This window comes from Methylophilus sp. YYY-1, assembly GCF_029132825.1.
GTDB classification, from domain to species: domain Bacteria; phylum Pseudomonadota; class Gammaproteobacteria; order Burkholderiales; family Methylophilaceae; genus Methylophilus; species Methylophilus glucosoxydans.
The window spans coordinates 125035-139398 of record NZ_WOVG01000003.1 but is presented as its reverse complement, the minus strand read 5'-3'; the positions used below and the strand labels follow the sequence as shown (position 1 = coordinate 139398).

The 14364-nt window shown below is 52.9% G+C and carries 11 protein-coding genes; 7 read left to right on the top strand and 4 right to left on the bottom strand.

Features of this window, described 5'->3' with window-relative positions:
• Nucleotides 1–9: 9 nt before the first annotated feature.
• Together trxB and GOC95_RS09820 are read right to left on the bottom strand one after the other, a co-directional pair.
• A complete protein-coding gene (gene trxB, locus GOC95_RS09825; RefSeq protein ID WP_275356896.1) occupies nucleotides 10–960 on the bottom strand; it encodes a thioredoxin-disulfide reductase in 951 nt (316 codons plus the stop codon).
• A 294-nt stretch (nucleotides 961–1254) separates the two neighbouring features.
• On the bottom strand, nucleotides 1255–1719 hold the full coding sequence (locus tag GOC95_RS09820) for a Dps family protein (protein ID WP_275356895.1): 465 nt from the start codon (nucleotides 1717–1719) through the stop codon (nucleotides 1255–1257).
• A gap of 109 nt (nucleotides 1720–1828) precedes the next feature.
• Between GOC95_RS09820 and GOC95_RS09815 the strand changes: the two genes are divergently transcribed.
• The 5 genes from GOC95_RS09815 (at nucleotide 1829) to GOC95_RS09795 (ending at nucleotide 7908) form a co-directional block, all read left to right on the top strand.
• The gene (locus tag GOC95_RS09815) at nucleotides 1829–4144 is read left to right on the top strand and encodes a DNA translocase FtsK (protein WP_275356894.1); all 2316 of its coding nucleotides are present in this window, start codon (nucleotides 1829–1831) and stop codon (nucleotides 4142–4144) included.
• A complete protein-coding gene (gene lolA / locus GOC95_RS09810) occupies nucleotides 4137–4760 on the top strand; it encodes an outer membrane lipoprotein chaperone LolA (RefSeq protein WP_275356893.1) in 624 nt (207 codons plus the stop codon). Before GOC95_RS09815 ends, lolA begins: the two co-directional genes overlap by 8 nt.
• A gap of 24 nt (nucleotides 4761–4784) precedes the next feature.
• Nucleotides 4785–6110 (top strand): replication-associated recombination protein A, encoded by a 1326-nt coding sequence (locus GOC95_RS09805; protein ID WP_275356892.1) that lies wholly within the window; start codon nucleotides 4785–4787, stop codon nucleotides 6108–6110.
• Nucleotides 6110–7381, top strand: a complete 1272-nt coding sequence (gene serS / locus GOC95_RS09800; RefSeq protein ID WP_275356891.1) for a serine--tRNA ligase — start codon at nucleotides 6110–6112, stop codon at nucleotides 7379–7381. The genes GOC95_RS09805 and serS overlap by 1 nt, the downstream gene beginning before the upstream one ends.
• 245 nt (nucleotides 7382–7626) lie before the next feature.
• Complete coding sequence (locus tag GOC95_RS09795) at nucleotides 7627–7908, top strand: hypothetical protein (RefSeq protein WP_275356890.1); 282 nt, start codon at nucleotides 7627–7629, stop codon at nucleotides 7906–7908.
• Between the two features lie 13 nt (nucleotides 7909–7921).
• Here GOC95_RS09795 and mltF read toward each other — a convergent pair whose 3' ends face one another.
• Together mltF and rpiA are read right to left on the bottom strand one after the other, a co-directional pair.
• The gene (gene mltF, locus GOC95_RS09790) at nucleotides 7922–9382 is read right to left on the bottom strand and encodes a membrane-bound lytic murein transglycosylase MltF (RefSeq protein WP_275356888.1); all 1461 of its coding nucleotides are present in this window, start codon (nucleotides 9380–9382) and stop codon (nucleotides 7922–7924) included.
• 32 nt (nucleotides 9383–9414) lie between these two features.
• Complete coding sequence (rpiA, locus tag GOC95_RS09785; protein WP_275356887.1) at nucleotides 9415–10086, bottom strand: ribose-5-phosphate isomerase RpiA; 672 nt, start codon at nucleotides 10084–10086, stop codon at nucleotides 9415–9417.
• Between the two features lie 157 nt (nucleotides 10087–10243).
• Between rpiA and mfd the strand changes: the two genes are divergently transcribed.
• Nucleotides 10244–13651 (top strand): transcription-repair coupling factor, encoded by a 3408-nt coding sequence (mfd, locus tag GOC95_RS09780; RefSeq protein WP_275356886.1) that lies wholly within the window; start codon nucleotides 10244–10246, stop codon nucleotides 13649–13651.
• Nucleotides 13651–14268, top strand: coding sequence for a DedA family protein (locus GOC95_RS09775; RefSeq protein ID WP_275356885.1), 618 nt, complete (start codon nucleotides 13651–13653; stop codon nucleotides 14266–14268). Before mfd ends, GOC95_RS09775 begins: the two co-directional genes overlap by 1 nt.
• Nucleotides 14269–14364: the final 96 nt, after the last annotated feature.

Below are 14364 nucleotides of genomic sequence, written 5' to 3'. Positions count from 1 at the left end.
CTGCTGGATTTATTCCAGACTGGTCAGATAGCGCTCGGCATCTAGCGCAGCCATACAACCGGTCCCGGCACTGGTGACTGCCTGGCGGTAAATATGGTCTTGCACATCGCCTGCAGCAAATACGCCGGGGATGCTGGTCGCTGTAAAATTGCCCTGGCGGCCGGCCTGGGTGACAATATAACCGCCCTCCATCTCCAGCTGGCCTTCAAAGATTTGCGTATTCGGCTGGTGACCAATGGCAATAAACACGCCTTTGAGAGGGATGTCCTTGGTGGTGCCAGAATTTGCGTCTTTCAGACGCATGCCAGTCACGCCCGTGTTGTCACCGAGCACTTCATCCAGCGTCTGGAAGGTTTCTAGTACCACTTTGCCTTCTTTCACGCGCTCCATCAGCTTGTCTACCAAAATGGCTTCGGCCTTGAATTTGTCACGGCGGTGAACCAGGGTGACCTTGCTGGCAATGTTTGCCAGATAAAGCGTTTCTTCCACTGCGGTGTTGCCACCACCCACTACCGCGACTTCCTGATTGCGGTAGAAGAAGCCGTCACAGGTGGCACAGGCGGACACGCCTTTGCCAGCAAACGCTTCTTCGCTGGGCAGGCCCAGGTATTTGGCAGAAGCGCCTGTTGCAATAATCAGTGCATCGCAGGTGTACTCGCCACTGTCGCCCACCAAACGAATCGGTTTTTCTGTGAGATGGGTGGTATGAATGTGGTCAAAAATCATCTCGGTGTTAAAGCGCTCGGCATGTTGCTGAAAGCGCGCCATCAGTTCCGGACCCATGACGCCGTTGGCATCTGCAGGCCAGTTATCGACTTCGGTGGTGGTCATGAGCTGGCCACCTTGCGCGAGACCAGTGATTAAAACCGGGTTAAGGTTGGCGCGAGCCGCATAGACGGCTGCCGTATACCCGGCAGGGCCGGAGCCAAGAATCATTAAACGGGCGTGTTTAGTTGCCATGGTGAAAATTCCATTCAGGAAGGTTATTTTTATTCAGATGGGGATGATCATGGGGTTTTAAATGGTCATCTTCCAGTCAAGTGATCAATATATAAAGATTTTTTCAGCAAGCTTCTTAGCATCCAAGCAGTTTTTTGGCTTAGGCCGCTTTGCTTAACATCGGCTACGCCGAGTGAGCCTACAACGAAAAACTGCATCCGTAGCTTATTTTTCTAATAAGCTACGTAACATCCATTCAGTTTTTTAGTTCCGACATCACCAGCAGCTTAGCCTACACTGAAAGACTGCTCGGAATTATTTTTCCAACAGGCTTCTTAGCATCCAAGCAGTCTTTTCATGAACTTGCAGGCGTTGAGTCAGCAAGTCAGCCGTGGCTTCATCAGAGGCTTTGTCGGCTGCCGGGAACACGCTACGTGCTGTGCGGCAAACCGCTTCGTGACCAGCCACCAGTTCGCTGATCATGTCGTTGGCTTTAGGCACGTCCACGGTTTCTTCAATCGAAGTCAACTTGGAAAATTGTGCGTAAGTGCCTGGCGCATACACGCCCAGTGAACGGATACGCTCAGCCACCAGGTCTACGGCCAATGCGAGCTCGGTGTATTGTGTTTCAAACATCAAATGCAAGGTATTGAACATCGGGCCAGTGACGTTCCAATGAAAATAGTGCGTTTTGAGATATAACGTGTAAGTGTCTGCCAGCAGCTTGGACAAGCCTTGCGCGATTTCCTGGCGGTTTTCATTGTTAATTCCGATATCCATGAGCTCTCCTTGTGAGTGATTAGGGTATTTTAGAACCTCGTTCCCCTGTCTGCAATTTGATTTTGCTATAATCATTTAAGTTCACTCTTGCAGAGAAAGAGACAACATATTGTTTTTTAATAAGAAAAAAGCCGCTAATGTCCGTCTGGAAAAAGTCTCGACGGAAAAACAGCTGCGCGACGCCAAGCTTATCCGTGAAGTTGCCTGGATTGCGCTGGCGGCACTCGGTGTTTTTTTGGCGGTGATTTTACTGACTTACTCGCATGAAGATCCAGGCTGGACGCACGCGGTGGGCGAGAGTGACCGCATTCACAATGCAGGCGGCACGGTAGGTGCCTGGATGGCCGATATTTTTCTGTCTCTGTTTGGATTTTCTTCCTGGTGGTTTGTGGTGTTGGCTTTTTTTGTAGTGTGGCTCATGTATCAGCGCCTGCACCAGAATGCGGCTGAAAAGCAGGATTGGTGGTTGAATGCCGTCGGTTTTGCCTTGATGCTGCTTGCCTCTGCAGCCCTGGAGTCTGGGCATCTGGTGAGTTTGCCTGCTGATTTTCCACTCAAGCAGGGTGGGGTGATCGGTAGCGGCATCGACCATCTCCTGCGCAATATGTTTGGTTTTGCCGGATCGACCATGTTGTTGCTGGTGTTATTTGCCACGGCCTTTAGCCTGTTTACCGGCTGGTCGCTGATCACCATGAGCGAACGGCTTGGTGACTGGGTTATTCAGTTTTACCAATGGAGTGTATTGAAATACCAGGACTGGCAAGACCGTCAAGTTGGCCGCCAGGTGTTGCAGGCGCGTGAAGAGTTTGTCGAGGCGGAACGCAAGCGCATTGAAGACCGCAAGCCGGTGGAGATTACTGTGCCTGCGGTTGCCATCGCGCCAAGCGAGCGCGTGGTCAAAGAGAAACAGGCAGTGTTGTTTGAGGCCATAGAGCAGGAAGGCCTGCCACCGTTGCATTTGCTGGATGCGCCTAACCAGTCGGTGGAGTTGCAATCGGCAGAAACTCTGGACTTCACCTCGCGCCTGATTGAGCGCAAGCTGATGGATTTTGGCATCGAGGTTAAGGTGGTCACTGCGCAGCCTGGTCCGGTGATTACGCGCTATGAGCTGGATCCGGCACCTGGTGTCAAAGGCAGCCAGATCACTAACCTGTCTAAAGATTTGGCGCGTGCCTTGTCTGTGATCAGCGTGCGGGTGGTCGAGACGATTCCTGGCAAAAGCTATATGGGGCTGGAAATTCCTAACCCCAAACGCCAGATCGTGTCACTCACCGAGATTATGGGTAGCCAGGCTTATGCCGATTTAAATTCGCCGCTCGCGATTGCCATGGGTAAAGACATTGCCGGCAAGCCGATTGTGGCCGACCTGGCGAAAATGCCGCATGTGCTGGTAGCGGGGACCACCGGTTCTGGTAAGTCGGTGGCGATTAATGCGCTGATTTTGAGTTTGTTGTACAAAGCGGAAGCCAGCCGTGTGCGCATGATCCTGATTGACCCGAAAATGCTGGAATTGTCTGTATATGAGGGTATTCCGCATTTGTTGGCGCCGGTGGTGACCGATATGCGTCAGGCCGCCAATGCTCTCAACTGGTGTGTGGCCGAGATGGAGCGTCGCTATAAACTGATGTCTACGCTGGGTGTGCGTAACCTGGCTGGCTATAACCAGAAAATTGTCGATGCGAAAAAACAGGGTACTTCGATCCCGCATCCATTTAGTTTGACACCGGACGAGCCGGAGCCACTCGATGAAATGCCGTTGATCGTCGTTGTGATTGATGAGCTGGCTGACTTGATGATGGTGGTAGGCAAAAAGGTAGAAGAACTGATTGCACGCTTGGCGCAAAAAGCCCGTGCCTCAGGCATTCATCTGGTGTTGGCCACGCAACGCCCTTCGGTAGATGTGATTACCGGCCTGATTAAAGCCAACGTACCCACACGCGTGGCATTCCAGGTCTCGAGCAAGATAGACTCGCGTACCATTCTCGACCAAATGGGCGCCGAAACTTTGCTCGGCCAGGGGGATATGCTGTATCTGCCGCCCGGTAGCGGCTACCCGCAACGGATTCACGGTGCATTCGTCAGTGATGGCGAAGTGCATAACGTGGTTAACTTCCTCAAGGCGCAAGGCGAACCAAACTACATTGAAGGCATTCTCACCAATGAGACCGAAGGCGGCGACCTGGATAGCCTGGGTGGTGGTGAGGCCAGTGCGGGTGGCGAAAAAGACCCGCTGTATGATGAAGCAGTGGCGATTGTGCTCAAAACACGCCGCGCCTCTATCTCATCGGTGCAGCGTCAATTGCGCATAGGCTACAACCGCGCTGCCCGCCTGATCGAAGATATGGAACGTGCCGGACTGGTCTCTGCCATGCAAAGCAATGGCAACCGTGAGGTATTAGTGAAAGCCGGAGGAGACCATGAATAAAGTATTTACCCGAGTGCTGCTGGCGTTATGTAGCGTATGTCTCATTTCAACAGCATTTGCCGATGGCATCGATGATTTAAAGCAGTTCTATCAGAGCACGCACGCCATGCGCGCTAACTTCAAGCAGACCGTCTTTGACCAGAAAGGCCGCAAGCTGCAAGAGGTCAACGGCACCATGCTATTGCAGCGGCCCAACAAATTCCGCTGGGATTATCAAAAGCCTTACGAGCAGCAAATCATTAGCGATGGCCGACAGGTGTTTTTGTTTGATGTCGACTTGCAGCAAGTCACGCTGCGTACGGTAGATAAAGTATTAGGCACCAGTCCCGCGGCTTTGCTGGCAGGTGGTCCTAATGTCGAAGAGAGCTTCCGTCTCACGCGTTTGCTCGATTTTGAGGGCTTGCAACGCGTACAGGCCAAGCCAATTCAAAAAGACAGTGGTTTTCAGGTGGTGATCATTTCCTTCAGCCAGGGCAAGCTGGCTGAAATGCGGCTGGTGGATGCGTTTGGTCAAAGCACGCATATCGTGTTTTCAAACGTGGAAGTGAATCCCAACCTCAACGCCAACCAGTTTCTGTTTACTGTGCCCAAAGGGGTGGATGTCGTTGGCGAGTAGCCAGTAGACCGCGCCAGAATCATCATGTCATCCCTGTTTGAACCGCAAACTCCCTCTAGTATTCCACTTGCTGAGCAGCTACGACCAAAAACATTGTCTGAAGTGGTCGGGCAAACCCACCTGCTCGGTGAGGGCAAGCCGTTGCGACGCGCATTTGAATCCGGCAAGTTGCCCTCGATGATTTTATGGGGCCCACCAGGGGTGGGTAAAACCACGTTGGCGCGCCTGATTGCGCAAACTGCGGATACCGAATTTGTGCCGCTCTCTGCCGTGCTATCCGGCATTAAAGATATCCGCGAAGCCGTTGAGCGTGCAGAACTCACCTTGCAACAAACCGGGCGCAATACCATCCTGTTTGTCGATGAAGTTCACCGCTTTAACAAAGGGCAGCAGGATGCGTTTTTGCCTTATGTCGAAAGTGGGCTGATCACCTTTATTGGCGCCACCACCGAAAACCCCTCATTTGAAGTCAATAGCGCGTTGCTGAGCCGGGCGCAGGTGTTTGTACTCAATGCATTAAATGAAGACGAGCTGGCGCAATTGCTTGAGCGTGCGCGCTTAAAAGTCGCACCTGGTGTTGCCCTAGATGAGACGGTGCAAGAACAGGTGCTCGCCTATGCCGATGGCGACGCCAGACGCCTGCTTAATTTTGCTGAAGGCCTGTTTAACGGCGCCATTGCAGCCAAAGTGGATCGCATAGATGAATCCTTTTTGCAGTCCACCATGGCTAGCAAGCTGCGCCGCTTTGATAAAGGCGGTGAAGCCTTCTACGACCAGATTTCTGCCCTGCACAAATCCGTGCGCGGCTCCAATCCGGATGCCGCCTTGTACTGGCTCATGCGCATGCTCGATGGCGGCGCTGAGCCACTGTATCTGGCCCGTCGCATTATCCGCATGGCTTGGGAAGATATTGGATTGGCTGATCCACGCGCCATGCAGATTGCCAATGATGCCGCTTTGACGTTTGAGCGGTTGGGCAGCCCAGAAGGCGAACTGGCCCTGGCGCAAGCTGTGATTTACCTGGCCGTAGCAGCTAAAAGTAATGCGGGCTATATGGCCTACAATCAGGCCAAGGCGTTTGTGGCGCAAGACAAGTCCCGCAACGTGCCCTTGCATTTGAGAAATGCGCCCACCAAACTCATGAAAGCGCTCGACTATGGCAAAGAATACCGCTATGCGCACAATGAACCTGGTGCTTACGCCGCAGGCGAACAATACTTCCCTGATGACATGGATCCGCCACAATTTTACCAGCCCACACCGCGTGGATTGGAAGGTAAAATAAGCGAGAAACTCAATCAACTTAAAGACCTTGATCAGCAATACTTAAAAAGCAAAGCGAAAAAATAATGTTAGACATTCAACAGCTTAGAAATGATTTGGATAACGTGGTTGCCCGTCTGGCGGCACGGAAATTTGTATTCCCCGCAGAAGAGTTTAAAGCGCTCGAGGCCCACCGTAAAACCATTCAGACCAATACCGAAACCCTGCAGGCCAAACGCAATGCAGCCTCCAAGCAAATCGGCATCGCCAAATCCAAAGGCGAAGATGCCAGTGCCATTCTGGCCGAGGTAGCTGGTTTGGGCGATGCGCTGAAAGTGGCCGAGGCACAACTCAATGAAGTGCAAGCGAGCATGCTGGCGCTTATGCAAAACGTGCCTAACCTGCCGCATGAGAGCGTGCCGGTCGGGCAGGATGAAACCCAAAACGTCGAAGTGCGTCGCTGGGGCACGCCACGCCAGTTTGACTTTGCAGTCAAAGACCACGCTGATGTCGGTGCGGCATTAGGGCTGGATTTTGATACAGGAGCCAAGCTCTCAGGCGCGCGCTTCACCTTTATGAAAGGTCAGATTGCCAAACTGCACCGCGCGATTGCCCAGTTTATGCTGGACACCCAGACCGAGAAACATGGCTATACCGAGTGCTATACGCCGTATATGGTTAACCGCGAAACCCTGATCGGTACCGGCCAATTACCCAAGTTTGAAGAGGATTTGTTCTCTACCGCCCACAATGACAGCAAGCTCTACCTGATCCCGACTTCAGAAGTCACGCTGACCAACACGGTGCGGGATGAAATTGTCGCCATGGACAGCCTGCCGATCAAGCTGACCGCGCATACCCCATGCTTCCGATCAGAGGCCGGGTCTTATGGTAAAGATACCAAAGGCATGATCCGTCAGCACCAGTTTGATAAAGTCGAGATGGTACAGATTGTGCACCCTGACACCAGCTATCAGGCGCTGGAAGAAATGGTTGGCCACGCCGAGGCGATTTTGCAGGCACTCGAACTGCCATACCGCGTTGTCTCACTTTGCACCGGCGATATGGGCTTTGGCGCGGCTAAAACCTACGACCTCGAAGTCTGGTTGCCCGCACAGAATACCTACCGTGAAATTTCATCTGTTTCCAACTGCGAAGCCTTCCAGGCGCGCCGTTTGCAGGCCCGTTTCCGTAATGCCAATGGCAAGCCTGAGTTGTTGCATACCTTGAATGGTTCTGGTCTGGCCGTCGGCCGTACGCTTGTAGCTGTGCTGGAGAATAACCAAAATGCTGATGGTACTGTGAATATTCCTAAAGCATTACAACCCTATATGGGCGGAAAGACCATGCTTAGTTAATAGATTCAATCGCTGTTTTTAAAATGCCTTGGTTGATAGCCAAGGCATTTTTATTTCTAACTAGTATGTGTTACATGGCATCAATTGTTGCGATCAATGACTCAGAAAATTGTACTTATTATCAGAAACTGCATGTCACAAAAATTTCATGCAACTTTACTTAACTCCTAAGCACATACGTATATGTCATTCACAGAAAGATGACATTGGTATGACAAATCTATGAAATTTGTTAAACAGGAGCTGTGATCATGAAAACATCACTACGTTTTATCCCTTTATCATTGTTCATTTTTTGCGCCAGCGTGCAATCTACCCCCTTTGACGCAGGCAATGGTAAACAAGGTTTTAAATTGACTTGCAGTGAATTCAATAGCAGTTTAGAGGAGTGCAAAACCAAGGCCAAAGACCTATGCGCCAGTGATTTCAAGTTGGTGGAACATCATGTGCTCGATCACCCAGATGCTGGGGATGGTTTTTATATGCCAACAGAACACCATTTGGTGGTTGAATGCAACAAAACTTAATGGTTTGAATTTTTTATGATGCCCTGGCTAACAACCAGGGCATTTTTATGTCTGCGATTTTGTATGGGTCTACGCCAGGGTCATAGGGCGGAAAGTATTTTTGCATGATCTGGTAATAGCTTCTGACCAGCTCGGTATAGATCACGGGCGCGCCGCAGCTGCAGTAGCCATGTTTGGCGTTAACGTAGTGGGTGGGGTCATTGAGCAGTTGGTAGCCGCGTTTGACGTCTGCCCAGCTATCGGGATTGAGGCCCAGGCGCTGGGCAATGATGCGGGCATCTTCGAGGTGGCCGACGCCGTTGTTATAGGCGGCCAGGGTCATAAAAGTACGGTCAGGTTCAGGGATGCGTGCGGGAATGCGGTCTTTCATCCATAGAAAAAACTTGGCGCCTGCCATCACGCTTTGCTTGGGGTCGAGGCGGTCGGTGACGTTCATCATGTTGGAGGTTTGTTCGGTGAGCATCATGAGCCCGCGTACATTGGTGGGCGAGGTGCTGTAATTATCCCAGTGAGATTCCTGGTAGCTGAGCGCGGCCAGCAGTCGCCAGTCGATGTCGGTGATTTCCTGCGCGTTTTTAAACAGGCGGATATACCTGGGCAGCAAGGTTTGCGATTTGGTGAGGAAGGTAACCACATCGACCGGTTTTAAACGTTTGGTATGGCCGTGATAGCGGTCAACCAGGTTGCGCAGTACGCCATTTTTTTCGATCTGTTTGAAAAAAGCCTGCACCTGTTTGAGCCGCGGTTCGCCATGCAGTTTGTTTAGCGCCCAGGCGATTTTGTCGGCCTGGCCCAGCATCATGCCGGCATCCAGTTGCGGATAGTTGTATTGCATAATCGCCAGCAGGTGATTGTCTGCGACGGTAAAGTCGATCTCGTTGCGCGCCACGGCTTCAATCAGTTGCTCCGAGCTCATTTTGTCGGATTCTTTCCAGGTCAGGCCCCGATACTTGGCCTGCAGCTCGCGCATGCGTTCAACAAAGCTGGTGCTTTTGGGCAGCACAATGCGTTTATTCAAAAGCGCATTGGCTTGATTCGGCTCACTGTTTCTGTCGCGGTTAAACACCACCATGGACTGCACCTGGTTGAAAGCCGGTCCAAACAGCACTTGGCGTTTGCGTGCAGGGGTGATGCTGATGTCGGCGGCGGCAATGTCGGCGTCGCCTTTGAGCAGGGTAGGGAACACTTTGGAAAAGCTGTCTACCACCACGAATTCGAGTTTATACGGCGGCCCCAAAAACTCGACAAAGCGTTTGGCCAGGTCATATTCCAGTCCGGCGTAATTGTTCTGGCTGTCGATAAAGTAGGTGCTGGGGCTATTGATCGTGACAAAGCGAATGGTGTAAGGATCCGGCTTGGGTTTGGCGCGTGTGGCTGGCTTGGTATCACTATTATCGCTACACGCACTGAGCCCCAGGCAGAGCAGGGCCGTTAACCATGCGGCGCGAACCAAATGGGCAGAGAGAAAACGCATGAGCCAGCAAAGCGGCAGTGAAATGCCGCCAGTTAAACCCGTGTTGCGATCTGACCCTGATCTGCAATCAGGATGGTTGTGGCTAGTTTGGCAAAAATACCATGCTCAACCACGCCGGGGATGTTGTTCAGTGCTGCGTTGAGGCTATGCGCATCCAGGCCAGCCTCAAAGCGCATATCCAGTACCAGGCTCCCATGACTGGTCATGCACAAGCCGTCTTTGGCCACATTGGGTCGTAACTCTCCGGTGCCGCCGATGGCTTCAATGCTGCGCTTGGCCGCTTGCCAGGCAAAGGGCATCACTTCAATTGGGATAGGGTAGTTCAGGCCAATATGAGGCACCAGCTTGCTTTTGTCGGCTACCACAATAAACTGTTTGGCCGCCTTGGCCAGCAGTTTTTCCATGACCAGATCATAGCCGCGGCCTTTGAGCAGCGTGTTGTCGGGCGTGATTTCATCCGCGCCGTCCACATAAAGGTCTATCTGGCTGAGTTGTTGCAGGCCCAGCACGGTCAAGCCAACGCTTTGCGCCTTGATCATGCTGATGGTGGAGCTGGCAACCGTGGTCACCCGCAGGCCTTGCTGCTGGCGTTGCGCCAGCGCTTCAATAAAGTAATTGGCGGTAGATCCTGTGCCCAGGCCTACGATCATCTCGTCTTTGACGTAGCTGGCAGCTTCCAGCGCGACGGCTTGTTTGTCATTCATCTTTCTCATCTCCGTGCTGGGGTCATACATTTTATTCGCTCGGGCGTCTTAGGTGTCATTCCATGACAGCCGATCGACGCTTGCAGTTATAATAGCAAACTCGGCAGATTCGCCAACAAATACTCATCTAACCTGAGCAATAAGAGTCTAATTTTTTATGGCAGTTTCACTCCCCGTGATCGGGCATCCGCAGCGCTTTTCTTTTCAAAGTCAGGGCCTGGATAGCCAGGCATTAGCCGAGCTGGCTTGTGGTTTAAAAGCAACAAATACGCCTCTGGTCGTTTTAACGGCGAGTGCGTTTGAAGCGCAACGGCTGATGGACGAAATCCCGTTTTTTGGCAAAGAGATTGCCGTGCACTTGCTGCCAGACTGGGAAACGCTGCCGTATGACGTGTTTTCCCCGCATCCTGATTTAATCTCTGAGCGCCTGGCAACCTTGTATCAACTGAGCCAAAACCAGAGCAATGTGGTGATTGTGCCGATGGCGACCGCATTATTGCGCCTGCCGCCGGTGGCTTACCTGGCCGCGCACTCGTTCATGCTCAAAAAAGGCCAACGGCTGGATGTGGAGGCCTTGCGCAACCAGTGTGCGCAGGCGGGTTACCACCACGTGAGCCAGGTGATGGCACCGGGCGAGTTCAGCGTGCGCGGCGGGCTGGTGGATTTGTTCCCCATGGGCAGCGCCTTTCCCTACCGCATAGACCTGTTCGATGATGAAATCGAAACCATACGCACGTTTGATATCGACACCCAGCGTAGCGTCTATCCGGTGCCCGAAATTCGCATGCTGCCTGCGCGGGAGTTTCCTATGGATGAAGCGGCGATCACGCGTTTCCGCAGCCAGTTTCGCGAGTACTTTGAGGGCGACCCGCAACGCGCCAAAATCTATAAAGATGTGAGTAAAGGCACGCCCAGCGGCGGGGTCGAATGGTATTTGCCGCTGTTTTTTGAGCAGACAGCCACACTATTTGATTATTTGCCCGCGCAAACCGTCCTTTGCCTGCATGGGGACCTGGACAAGGCCGCACAAACATTCTGGGCCGATGCCAGTACGCGTTACCGCCTGATGGCACATGATGCGGAAAAACCCATCTTGCGCCCGGAAACACTGCTGCAAAAAGCCGATGAATTTTTTAAGCGCACGCATGACTTCGCGCTGGTCACTCAGCAAATTGCCCAACAAACCGTTTTACCGCCTGTCGATGTAGATCGACGTGCCGAGCAGCCCTTGCACAAACTGCAAGCCTTTATCCAGCAATTTGACGGGCGGGTAATGATTGCCGCAGAAAGCCTGGGCCGGCGCGAGACGATTGCGCAACTGTTTAGCGATCATGGCCTGAGTTTTTCACTGGCTGAAGACTGGGCCGGGTTTGCACAATCGAACTTCCCGGTCATGCTCGGCGTGGCGCCCTTGCATCAAGGCATGGTGGATAAGGATGCGCGCGCGGGCGCGTTGGCGGTGGTCACCGAGGCCGAGCTGTATGCCAGCACCGTGCGTCAGCAGCGCCGCCGCAATCAGGAGAAAGCGCGTAATGCCGAAGGCATGCTCAAAGACTTGTCCGAACTGCGGCTGGATGACCCGGTGGTGCATGAGCAGCACGGGGTGGGGCGCTACAAGGGCCTAGTCAATATCGATTTTGGCGAGGGCGAGACTGAGCTGTTGCTGATTGAGTATTTTGGCGAAGACAAACTGTATGTGCCGGTGTCGCAACTGTTTCTGATTTCACGTTATTCCGGTGGGCCGCCCGAGAGTGCACCATTGCACAGACTAGGTAGCGGCCAGTGGGAAAAAGCCAAGAAAAAAGCCCTCAAACAGATTCGCGATACCGCAGCCGAGTTGCTTAACCTATATGCGCAACGCGCTGCGCGCAAAGGCCATGCCTTTACCTTGGGCCTGCATGATTACGAGGCCTTTTGTGAAGGCTTTCCGTTTGAAGAAACGCCAGACCAGCTGGATGCTATCGAAGCCGTCATCAAAGACATGCAATCTGGCCGCCCCATGGACCGCCTGGTGTGCGGTGATGTTGGCTTTGGCAAAACAGAGGTCGCGCTGCGTGCCGCTTTTGTCGCAGTGATGGGTGGCCGCCAGGTGGCGGTGTTGGTGCCGACCACCTTGCTGGCCGAGCAGCATTACCAGAACTTTGTCGACCGCTTTGCCGAGTGGCCAATCAAGGTTGCCGAAATTTCCCGTTTCCGCACCGCCAAAGAGCAGGCCGAAGCCATCAAGGGACTGGCCGATGGCAGCATAGACATCATCATTGGCACGCACCGGCTGATTCAGAAAGACGTCAAATTCAAGAACCTGGGTTTAGCGATTCTGGATGAAGAGCACCGTTTTGGCGTGCGACAAAAAGAACAGATGAAAGCCCTGCGTGCCGAGGTGGATGTGCTGACGCTGACCGCCACGCCGATTCCGCGTACCTTGAGCATGGCCATGGAAGGCCTGCGTGAGTTCTCAGTGATTTCCACGCCGCCGCAAAAACGGTTGGCAATCAAAACCTTTCATACGCCTTATTCGGACGGCATTATCCGCGAGGCGGTCATGCGTGAGTTCAAGCGCGGCGGCCAGGTGTATTTCCTGCATAACGAAGTGGATACCATCTATGTCATGAAGGAAAAGCTGGAGAAAATCGTGCCCGAAGCCCGTATCGTCATCGGTCATGGCCAGTTACGCGAGCGCGAGCTGGAACACGTGATGCGCGACTTTTACCAGCAACGCGCCAACCTGTTGCTGTGTACGACCATCGTCGAAACCGGCATCGACGTGCCCACTGCCAACACCATGATCATCAACAAGGCCGATATGTTTGGCCTGGCGCAATTGCACCAGTTACGTGGTCGCGTCGGTCGTAGCCACCACCAGGCTTACACCTATCTGCTGACCGATCCGCACCGTAATATCACTCCGCAGGCGCAAAAACGGCTAGACGCGATTCAGCTGCTGGAAGACCTGGGGGCAGGCTTCCACCTCGCCATGCACGACCTTGAAATCCGCGGTGCCGGTGAGTTGCTGGGCGACAGCCAGAGTGGTGAAATGCAAGAAATCGGCTTTAACTTGTATTCCGATATGCTGAATCATGCTGTTAAACAGCTCAAGGCCGGCAAAGAGCCTGACCTTGATGCGCCACTGGGGGTGACCACCGAAATCAATCTGCATACCCCGGCCTTGTTGCCCAACAACTATTGCCCGGACGTGCACGAGCGGCTGGTGATTTATAAACGCCTGGCCAACTGCGAAGACGACGACGCGCTGGATGCCATGCAGGAAGAACTGATCGACCGTTTTGGCCTGTTGCCTGAGCCCGGCGAGGCGCTGATTGCCTGCCACCGTTTGCGCATCGCCGCCAAAGCCTTGGGCATTATTAAAATCGATGCCTCTGACGCAGCCATTCAGTTGCAGTTTAATGTCAAAGCCGACCTCGATCCGCTCAAGCTGATCAACCTGTTGCAACGCGACAAGCGCTGCCGCATGAACGGGCCGGATAAATTACGTGTCACCGTGCAGCTAGGCAACCTCAATCACCGTGTAGAATTAGTGAAAACCCTTTTGAAGGAATTTATGTAATGTTAGAAAAATTAGTGGCTGCCGTGGCGGGCTGGATTATTGCCGTGATTGCCAGCATGGGCTATGGCGGTATTGTGTTGTTGATGGCGATTGAATCCGCCTGTATTCCTTTGCCTTCTGAAATCATCATGCCATTTGCCGGGTTTCTGGTCAGCAAGGGCGATTTAACGCTGTGGGGTATTGCGCTGGCAGGGGCGGTAGGCTGTGTGGTCGGCTCGATCCCCGCTTATTACCTGGGCATGTACGGCGGTCGTCCGCTGGTGGAGAAATTCGGCAAATATGTGCTGATCAGCAAAAAAGACCTCGACATGGCGGACCGCTGGTTTGCAGATCATGGTGAAATCATTATTTTCATCGCCCGCCTGTTGCCTGCCGTACGCACATTTATCGCATTCCCGGCTGGGGTGGCGCGTATGAACATGACACGCTTTGTCGCTTATACCTTTGTCGGCTCACTGATCTGGTGCTGGGTGCTGGGTTATGTGGGCATGAAAGCCGGTGAGCATTGGGAAGATTTGAAAGTGTACTTCCACGAGTCACATTATGTGATTGCCGCGCTGGGATTGATCTTTGTTGCCTGGTACGTGCGCAGACACTTCAAAAACGAGGCTGCGTAATCAGTTAGCTTGATTGAGTGTCTAAAACTGGCTGCGGTTCATCAGAATCTGATGCCAAAAAATAAAAAAGGCCATTCATTGGCCTTTTTTATTTGC

What these genes read in the sequence shown, in the direction of transcription:
- mfd (WP_275356886.1), top strand. Translation starts at nt 10,244, where the DNA reads ATGGCAGTTTCACTCCCCGTGATCGGGCATCCGCAGCGCTTTTCTTTT.
- GOC95_RS09775 (WP_275356885.1), top strand. Translation starts at nt 13,651, where the DNA reads ATGTTAGAAAAATTAGTGGCTGCCGTGGCGGGCTGGATTATTGCCGTG.
- lolA (WP_275356893.1), top strand. Translation starts at nt 4,137, where the DNA reads ATGAATAAAGTATTTACCCGAGTGCTGCTGGCGTTATGTAGCGTATGT.
- GOC95_RS09820 (WP_275356895.1), bottom strand. Translation starts at nt 1,719, where the DNA reads ATGGATATCGGAATTAACAATGAAAACCGCCAGGAAATCGCGCAAGGC.
- GOC95_RS09805 (WP_275356892.1), top strand. Translation starts at nt 4,785, where the DNA reads ATGTCATCCCTGTTTGAACCGCAAACTCCCTCTAGTATTCCACTTGCT.
- trxB (WP_275356896.1), bottom strand. Translation starts at nt 960, where the DNA reads ATGGCAACTAAACACGCCCGTTTAATGATTCTTGGCTCCGGCCCTGCC.
- mltF (WP_275356888.1), bottom strand. Translation starts at nt 9,382, where the DNA reads ATGCGTTTTCTCTCTGCCCATTTGGTTCGCGCCGCATGGTTAACGGCC.
- rpiA (WP_275356887.1), bottom strand. Translation starts at nt 10,086, where the DNA reads ATGAATGACAAACAAGCCGTCGCGCTGGAAGCTGCCAGCTACGTCAAA.
- serS (WP_275356891.1), top strand. Translation starts at nt 6,110, where the DNA reads ATGTTAGACATTCAACAGCTTAGAAATGATTTGGATAACGTGGTTGCC.